Origin of the sequence: Fodinibius salsisoli (genome assembly GCF_026229185.1) — a bacterium.
Taxonomy (GTDB): Bacteria; Bacteroidota; Rhodothermia; order Balneolales; family Balneolaceae; genus Fodinibius; species Fodinibius salsisoli.
On sequence record NZ_JAGGJA010000009.1, the window covers coordinates 139,102 to 160,462 of the forward strand.

The window sequence follows — 21,361 nt, forward strand, 5'->3', positions numbered from 1 at the left end:
ACCAATTTAAAACGACAAAAGCAATGACTTTTTTAGATAGAAAACCGATTGCAGTATTTGGACTTTTGTTGATGCTCCTTGCAGGGTGTGATATTAGCACGACCCCCTATGATGGAAAATCAAATGAAGAAGCGTTAGAAACCGTACAGGGACTGGAAGCAGCCACACGTGGAAATTATCAAATCTTTGTAGGTGGATCTGGCTACTATTATTATACCAAGCACCTATTTTATATGAATGAGTTCCCGGGCGATAATGTCTCGCTCAGTGGTACGACCACCGATCCCTTGTTCTATGCCTATAACTATGGACATAGCCCAAATATGGGCAATGTTGAAACGCTCTGGCGCGATGGTTATGCGATTATACAGGGTGCCAATAGGGTGATCGAAGCCATTGGAGAGGAATCTTCGGATAAGCTGGACCAAATTAAGGGAGAAAACCTCTTTCTGCGCGCTTTGGTCCACTTCCAGTTGGTCAATAATTTTGGGCGCCCGTATACTCAAAATCCAGAACAAAACCTGGGCATTCCCATCGTTGACTTTACCGACATCCAAGAGCGCCCCGGACGTGCCACCGTTGCAGAAGTGTATGACTTTATTGTTAAAGATTTGGAGCAAGCTGCCAGTCTGATGAATGAGGACAAAAATAGTAGTTATGCTTCAACCGAGGTAGCTTACGCGTTGCTATCCCGAGTGCACTTGTATATGGAAAATAACGAGCAGGCAATTGAGTATGCGAACAGAGTCATTAACTCCGGCCGTTATGAACTGGTGGACACGCAAACCTATCGGGAATATTTTACCCTTCCGAATGAAAACAACCCGGAAACCATTTTTGCCATCAAGCATACTAAGGAAAATGACCACGGGTTTGGTAATATTGGATCTATGTATCTACGGTCGGACGATGGCGTAGGTTGGGGCGAAATGTATGCATCAAAATCTTACCGGGATGTATTAGGTCGGTATGAAGAAGACGCACGCCACGCCTTTATAGAACCGCAATATGTACGCAATGAAGACGGGAGCATCCAAAAAGATGAGAATGGAGATCCGGTGCTCGAAGAGCGAAATGGTTATCCAAAATATTACGTCAATAAATTTTCCTACCAGGAGGGTATTGTATCGCTGAGTTCTCCGGTCATATTACGCCTTGCAGAGATGTATCTTAACAGGGCCGAAGCGAATGCCAAGCTGGGTAACGATCAACAAGCCATCGATGATGTAAATACCATCCGCAAACGGGCAGGATTATCAGGTAATCAGCTTTATTCGGTTGGCGATCTAAAAAACCATGATTCCATTATGGATGTAGTTATGGAAGAACGTCGACTGGAATTTGCTTTTGAAGGACAACGAAAGTTTGATGTATTCAGAAATGGTCGTACCATGCAACGGGATTATCCGGGGACACATCTCTCAACCGGAGAGGCTGCGCAAGTTATCCAACCGGATGAGCCTCGCGTCGTTTTTTATATTCCGGAAAATGAAATTGAGTTAAACGGCAGCTTAGAGCAGAACCCTTAAAGTTTCAGCTTTGAGATGAAGAACATTTATATATTTGTAGTCATTTTGATAGCAGTATGTGTAGCTTGCGATTCATCTCAACAAGAAAGAAATTCTCCGCCCAATATCGTCTATATTTTAGCAGACGATTTGGGCTATGGAGAGCTTGGGGCCTATGGGCAACAAAAAATAGAAACGCCCAATATCGACCAATTAGCTCAAAATGGGATGCTATTTAGCCAACACTATGCCGGCTCTCCGGTTTGTGCGCCCTCCCGCTATATGCTCATGACGGGTAAGCATCCGGGGCATGCTTATATTCGTGGTAATGATGAGTGGGGCGAACGCGGTGATGTGTGGAGCATACAGGCCATGCGTGATGATCCTGAGCTGGAAGGCCAGCGACCTATCCCGGATTCAACCGTTACCGTTGCAGAGGTTTTAAAAAAGGGAGGATACCAAACGGCAGCCATAGGCAAATGGGGATTGGGAGCCCCCAAAACCGAGGGACATCCCAATGAGCAGGGGTTCGATTTCTTTTATGGATATATCGGTCAACGCCAGGCGCATAATTATTATCCGGATCACCTCTGGAGAAATCACGAGCGTATTTTTCTTGATAATATTGTTCAGACGCCCCATGCCACACTCCCGGATAGCCTGGACCCCAGAGATACCAACAGTTATGCCAAATACCACGATCAGCCTGACTATGCGCCTGACCTTATGCAGGAAGAAGTACTTTCATTTGTAGATCGATCTGCACAAAAAGACCAACCCTTTTTTCTCTACTATGCTACTCCTATTCCACACGCCGCCTTACAGGCACCTCAGCGTTGGATAGAGTACTACCATGAAAAATTTGGTGACGAAGAACCCTATCTGGGTGGGGCAGGATATCTGCCGGTTCGTTACCCTAAAGCAACCTATGCCGCCATGATCTCATACCTGGATGAGCAAGTAGGACAGTTGGTTCAAAAGCTTAAAGAGAAGAATGAGTATGATGATACGCTTATTATTTTTACCAGCGATAATGGTCCCACCTATAATGGTGGAACCTATTCCGAGTTTTTTAACAGCGCCGGTCCTTTTCAAGAAAAATATGGCCGAGGCAAAGGGTTTGTATACGAGGGCGGTATTCGGGTACCGATGATTGCCAGCTGGCCCGATGTTGTTAAGCCCGGAAGTAAAACCAATCATCTCTCGGCCTTTTGGGATGTCCTGCCTACACTAAGTGAAATTGCAGGTCAAGATGTACCAGCCTCTATCGATGGAATAAGTTTTGCTCCAACCCTGAAGGGACTACCGGAGAAACAGGAGGTACACAACCATTTATATTGGGAGTTCCCGGCCTACGGCGGACAGCAGGCGGTACGCATGGGTAAATGGAAAGCAGTCAGGAGAGATATAAAGAAAGAAAAGAATTTAGATATTGAGTTGTATAATCTCGAAGAGGACCCCACAGAAGAGCAGGATATTGCCAACCAGTATCCGGATGTGGTTGAAACGATAAGGCAGATAATGGAAGAGGAGCATACCTCTCCAAAGTTGAAGACATTCGGGATGAAAGCGTTGGGAGATGAATAATTATTATAATGTCTTTAGGAGTTAAATGTGTTAGATACCGTAATTATTACCTCGGAACTGCTCCTCTTCCTTCGACAGAGTCGGACTCATTGGGATGACACAAGGAAATAACGTGGGGGTTAACTCCACAACGCCTTACTATAATAAATACCTACTCTTGGCATATGGAAAATCAAAAATATATTGATCAGGCAGTTACATTAGCTTTACAAAATGTGGAGGATGGGGGTAAGCCGTTTGGAGCAGTCATTGTGAAAGGAGGCAAAGTTGTTGCAACTGGTGTAAATAAGGCCGCCCAGACAGGCGATCTCACATCTCATGCTGAAATGGAGGCGATCAGAAAGGCAACGCAAAAAAGGGGCGAGGGAAGTTTAAAAGGGGCTACTTTGTACGCCAGCGGACATCCTTGTCCTATGTGCTTATCGGCTATTTATCTGGCTGGCATATCTGAAGTATATTTTTCATCTGATCTCGATGCCGCTGCAGAAGCAGGTTTGGGTGTCTCAGATATTTATAAGGAGCTGAAAAGAGATCCTGAAGATCGGGAAATTGCCCTGCGAAAGGTTAAACCATCCATATTGAAGAGCCCTTTACAGATTTGGAGTAATAAAGAGCAGTAAAAAGCCTATTCCGAGATGAACGGAATAGGCTATAGCTTTACCAAAAAGGCTACTATTTATTTATAATCGAGGCTCTGTACTTCAACGGCACTTAACCCTTTAGGGGTTTCTTCAACGTCGAATTCTACATTCTCTCCGTCTTCGAGGCCTTGATTATAGTCTAAATTTTCTACGTTATTTCTGTGGACGAATACGTCTTTTCCGCCGTCCTCTGGTTTGATGAATCCAAATCCTTTTTCTACGTCAAACCATTTTACTGTTCCTTGCTGTCTCATGTATACTAATAAGTGTTTTAAGCACCTTAGATGTCATCCATATAGAAGTGTTGGGTTTATGCAGCGCTCCTGCAGGACTATACCAAAGGTGGGAATTAATTATAACTCTTAAAGATAAAGGTAACCAAGCGGAATGTCCATATTTTTTTCAGGCTTACGGAAGCTGGGTGGTGCATTTATTTTTTTAAAAAAGGGAATAAAATCATAGCTAACACTGTTATAAACGCATGTGAGATAAGGTTGTCTTTGGATTAAGATAATGTATATCTTACCCCTTAAACCTTAAAACTCATTTAACTAAATAACATTATATAAAGATAAGCTACTATGGATATTAAAAAATTATTACTCGGTTTTGCTACCCTCGCTTTATTAGTAAGTGCTGTTCCCCAAAAAAGTGTTGCGCAGTGGAGTTTAGGTGCATCCTATGAAATTCGGGACGAAGAGCCTAAAAATGGTTTTGGAGTCCGTCTGGAACGCGATATACTCCAAAAGTTACCGATAGTTAATTTGGGGTTACGTGCTCATTTCAGCTATTTCAATGATGAAAACCAGCTTACAAGAGATAGTCAAAGTATCTCTACTGAGATAACAAGTTACGATTATGGACTCGCAGCGGTTGGTGGTGTCTCGGTAGGTCTTGTGGCTCCTTATGTAGGGCTTGGGCTTGGTTCTGAAACAGCAGATCTGGACTATCAGGAAGAATCATTACCCGGAGAATCCGACAGCAATCTTTATTGGAACGGATTTGTGGGTGCAGAAATAAGCCCTATACCAGCTATAAAGCCGTTTGTAGAGTATCGGGTTAAGTCTAATAAGGAGTTCAAAGATTTAAGTACTGATGACTTTGATACCAGTACCGGTCGATTTATCGTAGGGGTTTCTCTTTCTTTCTAAATAATTACGTTATTTTGGGCGGATGTTTGAATGCATCCGCCTTTTTTATTGCAATTAGTAAAATAAGTTGCCAGTTGTTTTATTTGAATGTCACAGTTAAAGATGTTGTTTAAGGAAGCAACATTATACGGGGAGCTAAATAGCGATTATGTATGGCTGAAGCGAAAACGAAATATAACATAGATTTAGATACACATGAGCTTGATCCTGCCCAACAGGAGGATCTTAAGCGACTGTTGGACGTCTGCCGTCGAGATCTCGATGAAGTGGATGAGCAGATGGTAGCACGGGCGTTTAAGTTGTGTTACCTATCGCACGAGGGGGTAGCACGGGCCTCAGGCGAGCCTTTTTATCTGCATCCGGTGTCGGTGGCCGAAATTGTAGCTTCAGAAATCAATATTGATGACGTTTCGGTAGTGGCCGCCCTGCTGCACGATACCGTGGAAGATACTGGTGTGACACTCGATGATATCGAAGAAAAGTTTGGCGAGACGGTAGCCCACCTGATTGACGGAGTGACAAAAATTTCGGGCGTCTTTAAAAGCCGGGATACCAAGCAGGCCGAAACATTTATGAAGCTGCTGCTATCCATGGCCGAAGATATTCGGGTCGTGCTGATTAAATTTGCCGACCGTCTGCATAATATGCGTACCATTCAGCACCTGCCGCGCGAAAAGCAGCTTCAGAAAGCTACCGAAACGATGGAGCTCTATGCCCCGTTGGCCCACCGCTTTGGTCTGTTTAATATGAAGAGTGAACTTGAGGATCTTTGCTTCAAAGTTATTGATCCCAACTCATATAAATTTATTTCGCGAAAGCTGCGTGAAAAGCGGGAGGCTCGGGAAAATTTTATTGAAGAGTTTATGCAGCCCATTCGCGATGAGCTGGAGAATCAGGGGTTCACTTTTGAGATCAAAGGTCGTCCCAAGCATATTTATTCGATCTTCCGGAAGATGCAGCGCCAGCAGAAGCCATTTGAAGAGATTTACGATCTTTTTGCAATCCGTATAATTCTGGAAGATCCGCATTCCAAAGAAGACTGCTGGAGGGTATATTCCATCATCACGGATTGGTATACCCCCATTCCCAAGCGGTTTCGTGATTTTATCTCAGTACCCAAAGCCAATGGCTATCAGTCGCTGCATACCACGGTGATTACCAAGCAGGGCCGCAAGGTAGAGGTACAGATTCGAACGCGTCAGATGGACGATATCGCTGAAAAAGGACTCGCTGCCCATTGGAAATACAAAGAGGGTAAACGCGGTTCGGAAACACTGGATAAATTCGTTCACTGGGTGCGCGACGTGTTGGATAATCCGCGTCCGGATGCTGCCACTGAGTTCGTAAAAGATTTCCAGCTAAATCTCTATCAGGATGAGATTTATGTATTTACGCCCCAGGGCGAGCTGCGTACCCTGCCCCAGGGAGCAACACCCATCGATTTTGCTTTTGATATTCACAGCGAAATTGGAGAGCGGGCGATGGCAGCCAAAGTTAACGGTAAGATGGCCCCTCTGCGCCAGAAGTTGGAAATTGGCGATCAGGTAGAGATTATTACAGGCAATGATATAAACCTGAATCCTGACTGGATAAACGACGTGGTTACGCATAAAGCGAAGTCACGTATCCGGCAGTATATGAAACAGAAAGAGCGCCAGGTTGTAACCGAGGGGCAGGAGCTGTGGGAAAAAAGAGCTCAGCGGGGCAATGTCGAGATTTCAGATCAGGATTTGATGCAGATCGCTCACAAGCTAAAGTTTGAGTCTACACAAGAGTTGTTCTATGAAATTGGCCAGGGCAATTTTGATGTAAATAAACTTTTTAAGGCCGTTAAACAATTTACCGGCACGGGCCGGATTACTGAGGATGAAGGAGACGGTACCCGGCGACCCCGAAGCCGGAGTGAGGAAGAACTTCAGCAGTCCTATATTGACACCGCCCGATCTATTGGAGATGAAAAAGCCTTGGTTATTGATGATGAGATCTCCAATATTAAGTATAGCTATGCCAATTGCTGCAATCCTATTCCCGGTGATGATGTTATTGGTTTCATCAGTCGCACGGGAGATGTGAAAGTCCATCGCTCTAATTGTAAAAATATCCGTCATTTAATTAAGACGGATGGTGAGCGCATCATTGATGTATCGTGGGCCAAGCATATCGAGTCAAAGTTCCTGGGTGCTGTAAAAGTGATTGGCGAAGACCGCGTGGGTATGATCAACGATATTACCGATATCCTGTCTAAATCGATGGAGACCAACATGAAGAGTATTAACGTCAACAGCGACAGCGGTATGTTTGAAGGGCTTTTAACGGTATATGTAGATGATATTGAGCATTTGGATCGGGTGATTACCAAGATTCAAAAGGTTGACGGGATCAAAAGCGTGTTCAGGTACGAATAGTGGATACCACTCGTTGCATATAGAGTCATTATTTTTATATCCGTAATAAAAGTAATATCATCTATTATATTTTACGGTAAGACATCAGAGGTCAATCTTTATATATTCATACAATTATCACATTAGAGCAATAATTTAATATCATATACAGACGATGATTACCTATACCAAAAGAGACTTAGTGCGCCGTGTTGCCGACCAGCTGGATGAGCCTATGGTTCAGTCCGAACCCTGGGTAGAGGCGGTACTGGTCGCTATGCGAGAAACCATGATGGATGCCGATCCGACGTGTCGGATTGAATTACGCGATTTTGGTGTTTTTGAAGTTAAGAAGACCAAAGCGAAGCCGCGGGCCCGAAATCCACGTACAAATGAGGAAATCTATGTGCCTGCGCATCGCAAAACACATTTTAAACCCAGTAAACTTTTAAAAGAATTTCTAAAACAACCTCTGGATGAGGAAGAATTAGAAGAAATGGATGACTAATAGTGGCAAAATATGGCAGACTTATAGGAATTGATGTTGGCACCAAGTGGATTGGAGTAGCACGCTCTGATCTGTTGCGAACCGTAGCAAACCCGGTAGGAACTTACCATACCAGTGAAATTATGGAAGGTCTGAAGGAACTTGTTGAGAATGAACAGGTAGAAAAGTTCGTTGTCGGCTGGCCATTAACCCCCGAGGGGGAAGAAGGCAGGGCTATTAAAATGGTTCGCAAATTTCTTACCCGCTTGGATGAACACTTCCCGGATATGGAAGTAGAAAAGGTGGATGAACGTTATACATCCAAAGAAGCTGTTCGGGCAATGGTGGAAGCGGGAGTCCCCAAGATGAAACGCCGGGAGTCTGACCGTGTTAATCAAGCTGCTGCAGCCATCATTCTTCAGAAATATATAGAAATGCAAAACACAGATAATGTCCGTATTACCGATCGTTACGTATGATGATGATCTTCTCCGCCAGAAGGCAGAGAAGGTTAAAGAAAATTCAGAGTCGTTCCAGCAGCTTATCGACGATATGTTCGATACCATGTATAACTCTGATGGTGTAGGTTTGGCTGGACCCCAAGTGGGAAAGCTTAAGCGCCTGTTTGTTATGGATGCCGACCCCATGGCAAAAGAGTTTGATGAACCCAAGCAAGGGCCCCTTGTTATGATTAATCCTGAGATTATAGAGGCAGGAGAGCAAGAGATACAGCTCGATGAAGGTTGCCTGAGTATCCCGGATGTCAATGCCCCGGTTAAGCGTCCTGAAGATATTGTCGTAGAATACCTGGATCGGGATTTTAACAAACAACGTTTGGAGGCCAGTGGCTGGTTATCGCGCGTTATTCAACACGAGAATGATCATCTGGATGGCATTCTCTTTTTAGATTACCTTTCGGTCTTTAAGCGTAAACTTTTTGGCTCTAAGCTGAAGAGCATTGCTTCCGGAGACAAAGAAATCGATTACCCCACCGTACCCAAAAAAGCCCAAGTTTAAATAACAAGTCGTATGCGTATTGTCTTTATGGGATCGCCGGACTTTGCTATCCCAAGTCTGGAAAAACTTCATCAATCCGACCATGAAATTATCTCCGTTGTCAGTAATATCGATAAGCGAAGGGGGCGGCGCGCCAAGCCTTCGCCTACTCCATTGAAGGCCAAAGCCCTGGAACTGGGACTTCCGGTTATAGGAGTAGAAGATCTTGGAGCTGATGATTTTTATGAAGAGCTAAAAGCTCTGGAAGCGGATCTTTTTGTTGTCGTAGCTTTCCGGATCTTGCCCCCCCGATTGTTAGAACTACCCTCCAAAGGGTCGGTTAATCTACATGCCTCATTGTTGCCGAAGTATCGCGGTGCTGCACCTATCCACTGGGCGGTAATAGAGGGAGAAAAGCAGACCGGTTGTTCAATATTCTTTCTTGATGAAAAGGTGGATACCGGGAATATCATCAAACAACAGACGACCCCCATTGGTAGAAATGAAACAACAGGAGAGGTGTATAATCGTCTCAAAAAAATGGGGAGCGACCTTTTAGTAGAAGCAGTAGAAGAAATTGATCAGGATAGCTATACAACCACTCCGCAGAACCATGAAGAGGCTACACCGGCTCCTAAGTTATTTAAAGAAGATTGTAAAATAGATTTTGACCATCCGGCGGAGCAGATTCATAATAAAATCCGGGGTCTGAGTCCTTTTCCGACAGCTTGGGCTACCCTTGATGGCCAAAAATTTAACATCTACCGTTCCCAATTAGGGCCTGATAAATCAGTGGAAGTGGGGAAATTGGTAATGGAGGGAGAGCATCTGCTGGTGGGGTGTAAGCGGGGAACCGTCATCCTAAAAAAAGTGCAACTGCAGGGAAAAAAGCGTATGAGTGGCAAAGATTTTATGAACGGATACCATGGCCAAGGAAAATTAGAGTAAAAATATTAATTATCAGTTGATAATTAGCTTCATAATGATGATATACTTTTCAAACCTGTAAATATTCCTAATTGAATGCATTTATTATGAAGACGTCCCCTTTGCTTAAAGCTGCGCAGGAAGGAGCACTTGATGATATAAAAGAATTGGTTAATGAAGGATCGGATATAAATAGTACCGCTAAAAACGGATCCTCTCCCCTCATCATTGCTGCTCAACATAATCATTCTGATATTGTGGACTACCTCCTGAAGCAAGGTGCAGACCCCAATAGAGCCACATCTATGGGGGGGACTGCTTTAAACCGTGCTGCAGAAAATAATAATATCGTTATGATGCAGCAGCTGTTGGATCATGGAGCAGAAATTGGAGAGCTGGCTCTTATCGCAGCGGCAAGGGAATCCAGTTTGGAAGCCGTAACGTTTTTATGCGAACACGGAGCCGATATCAATGCCACCCAGCGATGGCAACAGACCGCATTAATGCTTGCCGCACGGGATGGCCATGTGGAGATTGTAGAGTATTTAATTGGGCAGGGGGCTAGTGTGGGCAAGCGTGATAAAAATGGAAATACGGCTTTAACCATGGCTCGTGATAATGATAACAGTGAAGTGGCAAATCTACTGAGAAAAGCCGGTGCTAAAGAAGGTCCGAATGCTGAGGCCACAGATGATGAAGAGGAAGAAGATTTTATGGACGAACTACCGCTTGATGAAGAAATTCCCGAAGATATTAATCTGGATGAAGATGGGCACTGAAAAATTTGTATAGGAGTTTAGAAAAAACGGATATACTGTTATTTTAAGAGGCTTTAATAGAATTTGAGGTATTTTGAACGCCTAAGATTAAAACAAAAAAATCACACTCAAAACGAGTTAACACAAACGAACAACTTTTATGGCTAAAATTAATGTAGGTATTAACGGATTTGGACGAATCGGCCGATTGGTAACGCGATCGATATTGGCTTATCATGAAGATGAGATCAATATTGTGGGTATTAATGATCTTATGGATGCCGATACCCTGGCTTATCTATTTAAGCGCGATTCCGTTCATGGAACGTACCCGGGCGAGGTAAGTGCGACGGAAAACAGTATCACAATTGACGGTAAAGAAATTGGTGTTTCTTCTGAGCGCGACCCGGCTAATTTGAACTGGGATGAGCGTGGTGCTGATATTATCGTAGAATCTACAGGCTTTTTCCGTACTCGGGATGGTGCAGCGAAGCACCTGGAAGCAGGAGCAGAGAAAGTGATTATTTCCGCTCCCGCCAAGAGTGATGGAGTTAAGACGATCGTTCTTGGAGTAAATGATGATCAGATTGATGATGAAACACAGATCTACTCTAACGCCAGCTGTACGACGAACTGCCTGGCTCCGATGGTTAAGGTATTAGACGATACGTTTGGGCTGACAAAGGCATTTATGACTACTATTCACGCCTATACGAGCAGCCAGCAGATTTTGGATGGCCCTCATTCGGATGTCCGCAGAGGCCGTACCGCTGCTCATAACATCGTTCCGACGACAACAGGTGCAGCTCAGGCCGTCGGTCTTGTCCTGCCTCACTTAGACGGTAAGTTGGATGGTAGCGCAGTTCGCGTACCGGTCCCAGACGGATCACTTACAGATGTAACCGCTGTGCTTGACAAAGAAGTTAGCGCAGAAGATGTGCATAAAGCCTTTGAAGAGGCCGCCAATGGTCCGCTTAAAGGAGTTCTGCAATATACAGAAGAGGAAATCGTATCTACCGATATCTTGACGAATCCTCATTCCTGCATTTATGATCACGGCTTTACCAAGGCAGACGGTAAGTTGGTCAAATTGTTAGGATGGTATGATAACGAAGCTGGATATTCGGCGCGTACCGCTGACCTGATTACCAAAATTGCGTAATCATTGTTGTATTTTTATTAAAAGCCAGGTGCTTAATAGGTGCCTGGCTTTTTTTATATTTTGATGACTCTCCTAAACAGTAGTGGCAATTCAATAATATCTGGGAAATAGCTCTATCGGCTGTTTTAAATAGTCACGAAATGATTTAACTTATCGACAGAGCAATGATACTTCGGATTTGAATTTATTGACCCATGATTAACTGGCAAAAAGTACAAGAATATGCTCAAAACGGAACTCCGGAACCTCCCCAAAGAATAGAGAAATCAGAGGACGAATGGCAAAAGGAGTTGACCGAAGAACAGTTTCAGATTACCCGGATGCATGGTACAGAGCAACCACATTCCGGTGAATATTGCGAGGCTCACCAACCGGGGTTGTATGCGTGTGTCTGCTGTGGAACCCAGTTGTTTGATTCGGGCGAAAAGTTTGAATCCGGATCCGGCTGGCCCAGCTTTTCCGAACCGGTACAAAAGAATGTAATTCGCTATAAAACGGACAATAGCTTCGGGATGAGGCGCATTGAAGTGCTCTGCAATATTTGTGATGCTCATTTAGGGCACGTTTTCCCCGACGGACCAGAACCGACCGGTTTGCGATATTGTATTAACTCGGCTTCGTTAAAATTACTAGAAGGGGAATCGTAGAAAGCATCAATGTTCAGGTTTTAAAAAAATGGTACTTATAGAGTTGCTATATTAATTGTCAGTTTTGATATTCTTTTATATTTAGGTCATCATTGAATTGATGGTCTTCCTATTACATCTACAAGGTTCATTACCTCATTATTGATAAAACAAAAGATAGTGGTTGTGAATACTGTAAGTTGATTCTGAACATAGTTTCCTGAAAAGAAGCCCACTATCTGAGAAGGTGGTGGGTTTTGCTATTTTAATATCCTCTGCCTTTCCCCAGACAAGATTTGTCCATGAAGTACAAATCATAATCTAAAATCAAAATACTATGTCTAATATCATATCAAATCATCATGTGTTGGTTACCACCGATTGGGCCGAAGACCATTTAGATGATGAAGATGTCCGGTTTGTGGAAGTAGATGTTAATACGGATGCCTACGACTCGAACCACATTCCCGGGGCAGTAGGATGGAACTGGAAGACCCAGCTGCAGGATCAGCTCCGGCGAACCATCGCTTCCAAAGAGAATTTTGAAAAGCTTCTTCAGCATTCCGGCATCACCAACGATACAACTATCGTGCTCTATGGTGATAATAACAACTGGTTTGCCGCCTGGGCCTATTGGTTATTAAAATATTACGGTCATGAGGATGTAAGAATACTGGATGGCGGCCGCAAGAAATGGGAAACAGAGAATCGCGAGTTGACGACCGATGTCGTTGATTACGATACTGCCGATTACACCATCTCAGGTGAAAATAAAAAATATCGGGCCTTCCGAGATGATATTGAACCTAAACTTAATAGTTCTGACTTTGGTCTCGTGGATGTTCGGTCGCCTGACGAATTTACGGGTAAGATTCTGGCCCCTCCGGGATTGAATGAACTTTCGCAGCGCCCCGGCCATATTCCGGGAGCTTCCAACATACCGTGGTCTAAGGCAGTCAATGACGATGGCACATTCAAAAGCGAAGAGGAGTTAAAAAAGCTCTATGAAGGGGAAGGGATCACCCCGGATAAGGAGATCATTGCCTATTGTCGCATTGGTGAACGTTCCGCTCATTCTTGGTTTGTCCTCAATGAGCTGTTGGAATACCCGAATGTGCGCAATTATGATGGTTCATGGACCGAATGGGGCAACCTGATCGATGCACCCATAGAGCGATAAGAGTCGATAACTCTTTATAAGCTATCAAACATTTAACTCATATGTTTTGGGATGGCTTTCTTATATGTACCCATCGGACGATTTTAATTCGTCCGACGGGTAAAGTAAGTAATGCTAATACTGTGGTATGCTTTCATCAATCTGTTCTGACCACGCCAGGATACCGCCCTTCAGGTTATACAGGTTATCAAAGCCGTGTTTTTCCTGCAGTTGCTTAATGGCATCAGCACTGCGGGCCCCGCTGCGGCAGTGAACCACCACCTTTTTATTTCGGCTGATATCATCAGCATGATCGAGGACCGTTTTGAGTGGGATAAGATCACCGCCTATTTCAGCTATTTCGGCTTCATAAGGCTCCCGTACGTCAATTAGCTGTACATCTTCTCCGGTATCTAACCAGGATTTATATTCCGTGACGCTAACCTCAGGTACTTCCGATGCTTCCTCTTCTTCGGCTTCCCCATTGGAAGGAATACCACAGAACGCCTCATAGTCTATCAGCTCTGTAATAGAAGGATTTTTGCCGGTCAGTGGATTATCTTCATTCTTGGTGATTTTAACTTTCCGGGTGCTGAAATCCTGTGCATCAAAAAGAAACAGTTGGCCGGCGAGTGGATCGCCTATGCCGGTAATAATTTTAATGACTTCACTGGCCTGCAGGGAGCCAATTATTCCGGGAAGAACGCCTAATACTCCCGCTTCGGCACAGCTCGGAACCAATCCGGGTGGGGGAGGTTCAGGAAACAGATCGCGATAGTTGGGGCCACGATTCCCTTCTTCATCCTCGTAATTAAATACCGAAATTTGTCCCTCAAACTGGAAAATAGAGCCGTGTACATTCGGCTTGTCAAGCATGACACAGGCATCATTGATCAGGTAGCGGGTTGGAAAATTGTCCGTGCCATCCGCCACAACATCATAATCTTTGATAATATCCAGAGCATTTTCGCTGGTAAGACGAACCTCGTGCACATTGATGTTGATATAAGGGTTGTTTTGTAAGAGTCGTTCTTTGGCGACCTCAACTTTAGGCCGGCCCACATCAGAGTCACCAAACAGCACTTGACGGTGGAGGTTGCTTGCTTCCACTTTATCAAAATCAACAATGCCAATAGTACCAACTCCTGCAGCGGCCAAATACTGCAGCATGGGCGCACCGAGTCCACCGGTACCAACAGCTAATACTTTAGCTGCCTTCAGTTTTTTTTGCCCTTCCATTCCAAATTCCGGGATCGAAAGGTGCCGGCTGTAGTGCCCCAGCTCTTTACTTGAAAATTCTATATCGTTCCAATTACTCATAGTGTTATACGGTTACAAAAGTTATCTGTTGAGAATGTATTGAAAAGGTCGGTATTTCTGTACCTCAACAACCGCCGGCAATAGCGGGTACAATGCTAACTTCCGTATCTTCTTTCAGCTCAATTGAGCCATTTTCAGCAGGACTTACTTCCTCATTGCCGATGTACAGTTTGATGTACGAACGAATGTTGCCATTGTCGTCCAGTAAATTTTGCTTTACATCCGGATACTTCTCAATAAACTGCTCTATTGCAGCTGACAGGGTATCCTGCTGAGTCTCAAACTGTCTGTTTTGATCCGTGTACTTACGCAACGGAGTGGGTATAATTATTCGTGCCATTTTGGGTCGTTATCGTATTTGGGTTAAACTTCGGGTGTAAATTCGTGTGTTTCTATTGGTTCTTCATCAAATTGTTGGCTTTCATTGAGTCGCCAGGAGCGCACGGTGACCGCCTTCCCGTCTTGCACAGAAACAATGATATAGGAGAAATAGGGCATAGCCACTTTACGATCATGTTCAGATGGTTTAGCCGGATGATCCGGATGTGAGTGGTACACTCCTAAAAGATCCAGATCGTTGTCAATGGCATACTTTTCTGCTTTTTGATAGTCTTGAGGATCAATCTGGAAGCGCCTGCGTTGGTCGCCCTCCTTCGCATTTTTCACCTTCTGTATAACACGAACCTGACGCTGACCACCATCGGCAAGGCCGTAAAAAAATCCGCAGCATTCATTGGGATAATCCGCTTCGGCGTGTTCATTTATGATTGATAAAGCCTCTTTACTAATCGTAAGCGCCATAGTGTTATTTAAACAGTTGGTTAGTAACTTCGCCGTATTTGCTGCTATCATCAGGGAAGAGCGTGACAATAGTTCCTTCTTCCAGCTGACGGGCCAATCTCAATGCTCCAGCCAGGTTAGCAGCCGAAGAGGGGCTGATGAGCAATCCTTCCTTTTGAGCTGCCAATTTCATTGTCTCATGGGCTTCTTCGGTGCTCACGGTTTGCATGACATCCGCTACAGAATCATCAAAAATAGCCGGGGTATGAGCCGTTTCAAGGTGTTTCCAGCCTTCAAGCCCGTGCATCGCAATGTCGGGCTGTAAGGCGATAAGCTCTATTTCTTGTTTATATGTTTTCAAAAATCGTCCGGTGCCGGTAAAGGTTCCCGTTGTACCCAGGCCGGCAATAAAATGAGTGACATCATAATTGGTCTGATCCAATATTTCAGGCCCTGTTGTGTCGTAATGAGCCTTCCAGTTACTTGGATTGCTGTACTGATCAGCATAGTAGTATTGGCTCGGATTTTGCTCATAAATTTCCTTCGCTACTTCCTGGGCTTCATCCGTACCGCCGGCGCGTGAGGTCAGTTTCAAGTTGACGTCGAGCGAGCGTAGAATTTGTTTTCGCTCTTCCGAAGCATTTTCCGGGAGGCATAGCGTTACTGGGATTCCGAGTGCCGCTCCGATGTGTGCATATGCAATGCCCGTATTGCCACTACTGGCATCCAGCAGATGTTTTCCTTCCGTAAGCTCTCCTCTTTCAATAGCATCCTGGATAATCCGATAAGCAGCTCGTGTCTTAACACTTCCACCAAATTGTTGCCATTCCAGCTTGGCAAACACTTTTACATCTTCTTTAATGTCCAGGTTCTGAATGGGATACAGGGGGGTATTCCCGACAAAGGAGTCCAGTTTAGTGCTTTTTTTAGTAAGCGGTGATTCTGGTTGTGAAATGATATCGAGCGTTTTCATAATAATTTAGTAATAGCAAGAGTTTAAGAAGGATAGATGAAAAACAGACGAACAGAGCAGTAAACTCACGTTCAAACTGTTACCGGTAAGAAATGAATGTAAAAGTTAAAGTCCGGTAACTTAGCTACAACAACAGCAACAACACGTACAAGAGGTGTACTTGCACAGAAGGGAGAGCGATATGTTAAATGCTGTTGTCAAATTACTTGAAATTGTGTTGCGATACATCAGGGGTATCGGATAATTGATTTAAAAGTTAAGGAAAATTTTGATAAATCCAATTATAAAATCTTTCTTTTCCATTTGATCTGATTATGTAATGAAAAAAGCTCCAAAAGCGTTCCCGGAAAATGGGTTTCTGAACAGCCCAAAAAGAAAAAAATATTTTTTTGAAATTTTAGTTGACTTCCATGCGATTAATTTATTATTGTATAAGCGCTGATGACGAACGGTCATTTAATCAACAAAAATTTAGTGTAATGAATTTTCATAATCAGATCCATAACTTCCTTGTCATGCCAGTTGCCATGTGCTGTATGTGTATGTGTTGTTGTATGCATATGCCGGGAGGTAGTGGAACTGATATGAGAAAATAAGTTTTAAAAACTTGATCATAAAAGCCCGCTGCCTGTTACAGGAAGCGGGCTTTTTTTGTTGATAATGCCTGCCAACCTGTGTCAGGAAGCGGCTTTGTGAGAATTATTCAAATAATCTAATCTAAACACAAAGCAAAACAAATAGAATAATGCCTGACGTAATAACAAATAAAAAAGTACTTGTAACCACTGATTGGGCTGCCAATCATCTCGAAGATGAAGCAGTGCGGTTTGTAGAAGTAGATGTTGATACCGAATCGTATGACTCGGGACATATTCCGGGATCTATAGGATGGAACTGGAAAACCCAGCTGCAGGATCAACTGCGAAGAACGATTTCAACTAAAGAAGATTTTGAAACCCTACTGCAGGAATCCGGCGTAAGTGAAGATACCACTATTGTGCTCTACGGAGATAACAATAATTGGTTTGCCGCCTGGGCGTATTGGCTGTTGAAGTATTATGGCCACGAAGATGTTAAAATTCTGGATGGTGGACGTAAAAAATGGATCGCTGAAGATCGTGAATTGACCACCGATGCGGCCGACTATGGCACCACTGATTATACCATTTCCGGTGAGAAGAAAGAGTACAGAGCTTTCCGATCCGATATTTCTGATCGTCTGAATGATGAAGACTTTGGCTTGGTAGATGTACGATCTCCGGATGAATTTACGGGTAAGATTTTGGCCCCTCCAGGACTGAATGAACTTTCACAACGACCAGGTCACATCCCCGGTGCTTCAAACATTCCGTGGTCTAAGACGGTGAATGAAGACGGTACCTTTAAGACTGAAGAAGAAATAAAGGCTATTTATGAGGCTGAAGGAATAACTCCTGATAAAGACATTGTCTCGTACTGCCGAATTGGTGAACGTTCTGCTCACTCTTGGTTCGTCTTAAATGAACTGCTTGAATTCCCAAGCGTACGCAATTACGACGGCTCCTGGACAGAGTGGGGTAACCTGATCGACGCTCCAATTGAAAAGTAATTTACAATATAACGTAATCTAAATATCCTTTATGGGTTCTCGAAGAAAACGAACAAAAAGTAAAATTGAAGTCATAAAGGAGAACAGCGATAATCTTCGCGGGCCCCTTGCTGATGAAGTGGGAAATGACGAGTCCCACTTCAGCAAGGACGCCATCCAGGTGCTCAAATTCCATGGCACCTACCAGCAAGATGATCGTGATCTCCGAGAAGGTCGTAACCGACATTATATGTTCATGATCCGCGGGCGCATTCCTGCCGGGAAGATGACCACCGATCAATATTTAGCAATAGATGATATTGCCGATGAATACGCTGACGGAACGTTGCGTGTAACTACACGACAGGCCTTTCAGCTGCACGGCATAATCAAAGATGAGCTAAAAACAACACTACAGGAAATTAATAATTCGCTGATTACGACACTTGGAGCATGTGGTGATATTGTCCGAAATGTAATGGCAACGCCAGCCCCTGATATCGATGGGCGGCAGTCCAAAGTGCAAGACTTCGCCGATGACCTTTCAGATATCTTATTGCCGGCCAGTAAAGCCTATCACGAAATTTGGCTCAATGGCGACAAGGTGTATTCCGGCAAGGAGGAGGTCAAAGAAAAAGAGCCATTATATGGGCACAGCTATCTGCCACGAAAATTTAAGGTGGGCATTGCCTTGCCTAAAGATAACAGCGTAGATCTCTACACCCAGGATATCGGCCTCGTAGCACTCTTTGATGATGAGAATGAAATCAGAGGCTTTAATGTAGTGGTCGGTGGCGGCATGGGTATGAACCATCGCAAAGAAAGTACCTTTCCCCGTTTGGGCGATCATCTGGGCTATGTTTCCAAAGATAAAGTCGTGGATGTAGTCAAGAGTATTATTGGTATTCAGCGCGACCATGGCGAACGAGTAAATCGTAAGCAGGCGCGGATGAAATATCTAATTCATGATTGGGGACTCGAAAAGTTTGAGAAAGAGTTGATTAGTCGTCTAGGCTTTGAACTCGAGCCTTATGAAGAGCTCCCTGATTTTGATCTGGATCTGTACCTGGGCTGGAATCAGCAGTCCGATGGCAACTGGTTTTTAGGACTTTCTATCGAAAACGGTCGAATTCAGGATAACCAGGAATTTCAGCTCAAGACGGCACTCCGCGAAGTAGTTTCCAAGTTTGGAACAGGCGTTCGTTTGACGGCCAATCACAATGTGTTACTTACTAATGTAGCTGAAGAAGACAAAGAAAAGATTGAAGCCATTTTTGATAAGTATGGTGTGCTCCTGGATGATGAATTATCCAATGCCATAAAATACTCTATGGCTTGCCCGGCGCTGCCCACCTGTGGTCTCGCTATTACCGAATCGGAGCGGGCTCTACCAGATATTGTCCGTGATCTCGACGGCGTGCTCAATGAGCTGGGTTTGGAAGATGAAAAGCTGTCGATCCGAATGACCGGCTGCCCCAACGGCTGTACGCGACCCTACGTGGCCGATATCGGTTTCGTTGGTCGTTCGCTGGATAAATATACCATCTTTATCGGTGGTGATGCTGCCGGTACCCGGTTAAACTCCAAATACAAGGATCTGGTTGAACGTAAGGACTTGGTGGAAGAAGTACGTCCACTGTTAGAGCAGTACAAAAGTGACCGAAGCAACAGCGAATCATTCAGCGATTATTGGAATCGTGTAGGCCTTGAAGAACCAGAAGCAGTCTCTGCATAACTACTATTGAATCATATTATGAGTGTCGAAGCATACCATAACTATGGCAAAGTTTACCTCGTGGGCGCAGGCCCCGGCGACCCCGAATTAATTACGGTGAAGGGAGCCCGAATCCTTAGTGAGGCAGATACTATCGTCTATGATCGCCTGGCTAACCCGGAGCTGTTGTCAATGACTTCCGAAAAATCGGAGCATATTTACGTTGGCAAACGTCCGGATAAGCCTTCGGTCTCGCAAGAACAAATCAATCATATTCTTGTCACCAAAGCCGGTGAGGGGAAAACGATAGCCCGCCTTAAAGGTGGGGATCCGTTTGTCTTTGGCCGTGGGGGCGAAGAGTGCGAAGTACTTCGGTCTAAAGAGATACCGTATGAAGTAGTGCCCGGCATCAGCAGCTCGTTAGCAGCACCTGCTTATGCCGGCATTCCGGTAACCCATCGAAAGGTTGCACGTTCATTTACGGTGGTAACCGGCCATACCATCAAAAATACGGAAACATTTACCAACTGGGAGCACTTAGTCCATTCGGACACCTTAGTTGTATTAATGGGAACACGAAGTCTCCCCCAAATTACTGAAAAGTTAATCAAGCATGGAAAAGATCCGCAGACACCGGTTGGAATTGTAGAAAAGGCCAGCTACTCATCACAAAGAACAACGCTTGGAACGTTGGGAACGATTGTTGATGAAGCTACGGATATATCTTCGCCGGGAACTATTGTGATTGGTGAATTGGCTGCTAAAAGCCATGAGTTGGCTTGGTTCCAGACGGAGGATGCTAAAGAAACTACGGTATCAAATTCGAGATTAAGGACGCAATTTGTCGGCTAAATAACCAGAAGAATGCAGAAGCTTAAAGACGAAATCATTCCAAATCAGAAACTTTCCAAGGAACTGCTAGATAACCTCAACAAGCAGTTCGAAGTGGCCGGACCTGATCAGGTACTCCTGTGGGGATTCCGTACGTTCGGAACCGACATGGTACTTGGTACAGGTTTTGGTCCTTCGGGAATGTTCTTGATTTATCGTCTTTGGGAGCTGGGGCTTGAGATTCCTATCTTCTATCTGGATACGCTTCTTCTGTTTGAGGAAACCTATGAATTACGCGACCGGATTGAAGAACGATTCGATATTGACATCACTCGTGTAAGCTCAGATCTTTCGTTAGAAGACCAGGCCGAAAAGTTTGGCGATAAACTCTGGGAAACCAACCCCAATCGATGCTGCCATTTACGCAAGGTTTTACCGCTGCGAAACTATCTTTCGGATAAAAAGGCTTGGATAACAGGGGTGCGACGGAGCCAGTCAGAACGGCGTCGGGATACTGATTTTGTAGAATGGGATCCTGAAAATGAGGTAATTAAGATTAATCCATTAGCCAATTGGACCGGTGACCAGGTGTGGGGTTATATCCGTGGAAAAGGATTGCCCTACAATCCACTGCATGATGAAGGTTACCCAAGTATTGGCTGTATACCCTGTACACAGCCCGTAGATAGCGAGGAACCTGAAGATGAACGATTAGGACGCTGGCAAGGGTTGGAGAAGACGGAGTGTGGAATTCATCTTTCAACCCAGAAAAACGGGAGTTAATACGACA

22 protein-coding genes are annotated in these 21,361 nt (G+C 44.4%); 17 read left to right on the top strand and 5 right to left on the bottom strand.

Translation table 11 applies throughout. The features are described from left to right. The first annotated feature begins 23 nt into the window (after nt 1–23). From J6I44_RS14045 to J6I44_RS14055, 3 genes are all read left to right on the top strand, one after another. Nucleotides 24–1,529 carry a RagB/SusD family nutrient uptake outer membrane protein gene (locus J6I44_RS14045; protein WP_265766780.1) on the top strand — a complete coding sequence of 502 codons (1,506 nt, stop codon included), beginning with the start codon at nt 24–26 and terminating at the stop codon, nt 1,527–1,529. A 15-nt stretch (nt 1,530–1,544) separates the two neighbouring features. Beyond that, nucleotides 1,545–3,095, top strand: coding sequence for an arylsulfatase (locus tag J6I44_RS14050; RefSeq protein WP_265766781.1), 1,551 nt, complete (start codon nt 1,545–1,547; stop codon nt 3,093–3,095). 164 nt (nt 3,096–3,259) lie between these two features. After that, nucleotides 3,260–3,715 carry a nucleoside deaminase gene (locus J6I44_RS14055; RefSeq protein WP_265766782.1) on the top strand — a complete coding sequence of 152 codons (456 nt, stop codon included), beginning with the start codon at nt 3,260–3,262 and terminating at the stop codon, nt 3,713–3,715. A 56-nt stretch (nt 3,716–3,771) separates the two neighbouring features. Here the strand turns inward: J6I44_RS14055 and J6I44_RS14060 are convergent, their stop codons facing one another. Beyond that, entirely contained in the window at nt 3,772–3,990 is a 219-nt protein-coding gene (locus tag J6I44_RS14060) for a cold-shock protein (protein ID WP_265766783.1), read from the bottom strand. Nucleotides 3,991–4,317: 327 nt separating this feature from the next. Here J6I44_RS14060 and J6I44_RS14065 point away from each other — a divergent pair, with 327 nt between their 5' ends. From J6I44_RS14065 to J6I44_RS14110, 10 genes are all read left to right on the top strand, one after another. Continuing rightward, complete coding sequence (locus J6I44_RS14065; RefSeq protein WP_265766784.1) at nt 4,318–4,887, top strand: outer membrane beta-barrel protein; 570 nt, start codon at nt 4,318–4,320, stop codon at nt 4,885–4,887. Nucleotides 4,888–5,039: 152 nt separating this feature from the next. Continuing rightward, nucleotides 5,040–7,292, top strand: a complete 2,253-nt coding sequence (locus J6I44_RS14070) for a RelA/SpoT family protein (protein ID WP_265766785.1) — start codon at nt 5,040–5,042, stop codon at nt 7,290–7,292. A 154-nt stretch (nt 7,293–7,446) separates the two neighbouring features. Next, nucleotides 7,447–7,779: an HU family DNA-binding protein gene (locus J6I44_RS14075; RefSeq protein WP_265766786.1), complete on the top strand. Its 333-nt coding sequence runs from the start codon at nt 7,447–7,449 to the stop codon at nt 7,777–7,779. A gap of 2 nt (nt 7,780–7,781) precedes the next feature. Beyond that, entirely contained in the window at nt 7,782–8,237 is a 456-nt protein-coding gene (gene ruvX / locus J6I44_RS14080; protein ID WP_265766787.1) for a Holliday junction resolvase RuvX, read from the top strand. Further along, nucleotides 8,209–8,775, top strand: coding sequence for a peptide deformylase (gene def / locus J6I44_RS14085; RefSeq protein ID WP_265766788.1), 567 nt, complete (start codon nt 8,209–8,211; stop codon nt 8,773–8,775). The genes ruvX and def overlap by 29 nt, the downstream gene beginning before the upstream one ends. Nucleotides 8,776–8,787: 12 nt before the next feature. After that, entirely contained in the window at nt 8,788–9,702 is a 915-nt protein-coding gene (gene fmt / locus J6I44_RS14090; protein WP_265766789.1) for a methionyl-tRNA formyltransferase, read from the top strand. A gap of 86 nt (nt 9,703–9,788) precedes the next feature. Next, nucleotides 9,789–10,460 (top strand): ankyrin repeat domain-containing protein, encoded by a 672-nt coding sequence (locus tag J6I44_RS14095; RefSeq protein WP_265766790.1) that lies wholly within the window; start codon nt 9,789–9,791, stop codon nt 10,458–10,460. 139 nt (nt 10,461–10,599) lie between these two features. Further along, nucleotides 10,600–11,601, top strand: coding sequence for a type I glyceraldehyde-3-phosphate dehydrogenase (gene gap / locus J6I44_RS14100; protein ID WP_265766791.1), 1,002 nt, complete (start codon nt 10,600–10,602; stop codon nt 11,599–11,601). A gap of 194 nt (nt 11,602–11,795) precedes the next feature. Next, on the top strand, nt 11,796–12,248 hold the full coding sequence (gene msrB / locus J6I44_RS14105) for a peptide-methionine (R)-S-oxide reductase MsrB (protein WP_265766792.1): 453 nt from the start codon (nt 11,796–11,798) through the stop codon (nt 12,246–12,248). A 316-nt stretch (nt 12,249–12,564) separates the two neighbouring features. After that, complete coding sequence (locus J6I44_RS14110; RefSeq protein WP_265766793.1) at nt 12,565–13,407, top strand: sulfurtransferase; 843 nt, start codon at nt 12,565–12,567, stop codon at nt 13,405–13,407. 114 nt (nt 13,408–13,521) lie between these two features. Here the strand turns inward: J6I44_RS14110 and moeB are convergent, their stop codons facing one another. From moeB to J6I44_RS14130, 4 genes are all read right to left on the bottom strand, one after another. Beyond that, nucleotides 13,522–14,706, bottom strand: a complete 1,185-nt coding sequence (gene moeB / locus J6I44_RS14115) for a molybdopterin-synthase adenylyltransferase MoeB (RefSeq protein ID WP_265766794.1) — start codon at nt 14,704–14,706, stop codon at nt 13,522–13,524. A gap of 64 nt (nt 14,707–14,770) precedes the next feature. Continuing rightward, entirely contained in the window at nt 14,771–15,046 is a 276-nt protein-coding gene (locus J6I44_RS14120) for a MoaD/ThiS family protein (protein ID WP_265766795.1), read from the bottom strand. Nucleotides 15,047–15,069: 23 nt separating this feature from the next. After that, a complete protein-coding gene (locus tag J6I44_RS14125; protein ID WP_265766796.1) occupies nt 15,070–15,507 on the bottom strand; it encodes a M67 family metallopeptidase in 438 nt (145 codons plus the stop codon). Between the two features lie 4 nt (nt 15,508–15,511). Further along, nucleotides 15,512–16,459: a PLP-dependent cysteine synthase family protein gene (locus J6I44_RS14130; RefSeq protein WP_265766797.1), complete on the bottom strand. Its 948-nt coding sequence runs from the start codon at nt 16,457–16,459 to the stop codon at nt 15,512–15,514. Nucleotides 16,460–17,204: 745 nt separating this feature from the next. Here J6I44_RS14130 and J6I44_RS14135 point away from each other — a divergent pair. From J6I44_RS14135 to J6I44_RS14150, 4 genes are read left to right on the top strand one after another with little or no spacing between them, the layout of a single operon-like run. Next, nucleotides 17,205–18,047 carry a sulfurtransferase gene (locus J6I44_RS14135; RefSeq protein WP_265766798.1) on the top strand — a complete coding sequence of 281 codons (843 nt, stop codon included), beginning with the start codon at nt 17,205–17,207 and terminating at the stop codon, nt 18,045–18,047. A 31-nt stretch (nt 18,048–18,078) separates the two neighbouring features. Further along, nucleotides 18,079–19,761, top strand: coding sequence for an NADPH-dependent assimilatory sulfite reductase hemoprotein subunit (locus J6I44_RS14140; RefSeq protein WP_265766799.1), 1,683 nt, complete (start codon nt 18,079–18,081; stop codon nt 19,759–19,761). A gap of 18 nt (nt 19,762–19,779) precedes the next feature. Continuing rightward, nucleotides 19,780–20,592 (top strand): uroporphyrinogen-III C-methyltransferase, encoded by an 813-nt coding sequence (cobA, locus tag J6I44_RS14145; RefSeq protein WP_265766800.1) that lies wholly within the window; start codon nt 19,780–19,782, stop codon nt 20,590–20,592. Between the two features lie 12 nt (nt 20,593–20,604). Beyond that, nucleotides 20,605–21,354, top strand: coding sequence for a phosphoadenylyl-sulfate reductase (locus J6I44_RS14150; RefSeq protein WP_265766801.1), 750 nt, complete (start codon nt 20,605–20,607; stop codon nt 21,352–21,354). Nucleotides 21,355–21,361 lie beyond the last annotated feature (7 nt).

Bases quoted from the DNA above. Each gene is read 5' to 3' on its own strand.
- def (WP_265766788.1), top strand. From the start codon at position 8,209: ATGTCCGTATTACCGATCGTTACGTATGATGATGATCTTCTCCGCCAG.
- J6I44_RS14120 (WP_265766795.1), bottom strand. From the start codon at position 15,046: ATGGCACGAATAATTATACCCACTCCGTTGCGTAAGTACACGGATCAA.
- J6I44_RS14130 (WP_265766797.1), bottom strand. From the start codon at position 16,459: ATGAAAACGCTCGATATCATTTCACAACCAGAATCACCGCTTACTAAA.
- J6I44_RS14140 (WP_265766799.1), top strand. From the start codon at position 18,079: ATGGGTTCTCGAAGAAAACGAACAAAAAGTAAAATTGAAGTCATAAAG.
- J6I44_RS14060 (WP_265766783.1), bottom strand. From the start codon at position 3,990: ATGAGACAGCAAGGAACAGTAAAATGGTTTGACGTAGAAAAAGGATTT.
- J6I44_RS14150 (WP_265766801.1), top strand. From the start codon at position 20,605: ATGCAGAAGCTTAAAGACGAAATCATTCCAAATCAGAAACTTTCCAAG.
- gap (WP_265766791.1), top strand. From the start codon at position 10,600: ATGGCTAAAATTAATGTAGGTATTAACGGATTTGGACGAATCGGCCGA.
- J6I44_RS14110 (WP_265766793.1), top strand. From the start codon at position 12,565: ATGTCTAATATCATATCAAATCATCATGTGTTGGTTACCACCGATTGG.
- moeB (WP_265766794.1), bottom strand. From the start codon at position 14,706: ATGAGTAATTGGAACGATATAGAATTTTCAAGTAAAGAGCTGGGGCAC.
- J6I44_RS14125 (WP_265766796.1), bottom strand. From the start codon at position 15,507: ATGGCGCTTACGATTAGTAAAGAGGCTTTATCAATCATAAATGAACAC.
- J6I44_RS14135 (WP_265766798.1), top strand. From the start codon at position 17,205: ATGCCTGACGTAATAACAAATAAAAAAGTACTTGTAACCACTGATTGG.
- J6I44_RS14070 (WP_265766785.1), top strand. From the start codon at position 5,040: ATGGCTGAAGCGAAAACGAAATATAACATAGATTTAGATACACATGAG.
- fmt (WP_265766789.1), top strand. From the start codon at position 8,788: ATGCGTATTGTCTTTATGGGATCGCCGGACTTTGCTATCCCAAGTCTG.
- msrB (WP_265766792.1), top strand. From the start codon at position 11,796: ATGATTAACTGGCAAAAAGTACAAGAATATGCTCAAAACGGAACTCCG.
- J6I44_RS14045 (WP_265766780.1), top strand. From the start codon at position 24: ATGACTTTTTTAGATAGAAAACCGATTGCAGTATTTGGACTTTTGTTG.
- cobA (WP_265766800.1), top strand. From the start codon at position 19,780: ATGAGTGTCGAAGCATACCATAACTATGGCAAAGTTTACCTCGTGGGC.
- J6I44_RS14075 (WP_265766786.1), top strand. From the start codon at position 7,447: ATGATTACCTATACCAAAAGAGACTTAGTGCGCCGTGTTGCCGACCAG.
- J6I44_RS14095 (WP_265766790.1), top strand. From the start codon at position 9,789: ATGAAGACGTCCCCTTTGCTTAAAGCTGCGCAGGAAGGAGCACTTGAT.
- J6I44_RS14065 (WP_265766784.1), top strand. From the start codon at position 4,318: ATGGATATTAAAAAATTATTACTCGGTTTTGCTACCCTCGCTTTATTA.
- J6I44_RS14055 (WP_265766782.1), top strand. From the start codon at position 3,260: ATGGAAAATCAAAAATATATTGATCAGGCAGTTACATTAGCTTTACAA.
- J6I44_RS14050 (WP_265766781.1), top strand. From the start codon at position 1,545: ATGAAGAACATTTATATATTTGTAGTCATTTTGATAGCAGTATGTGTA.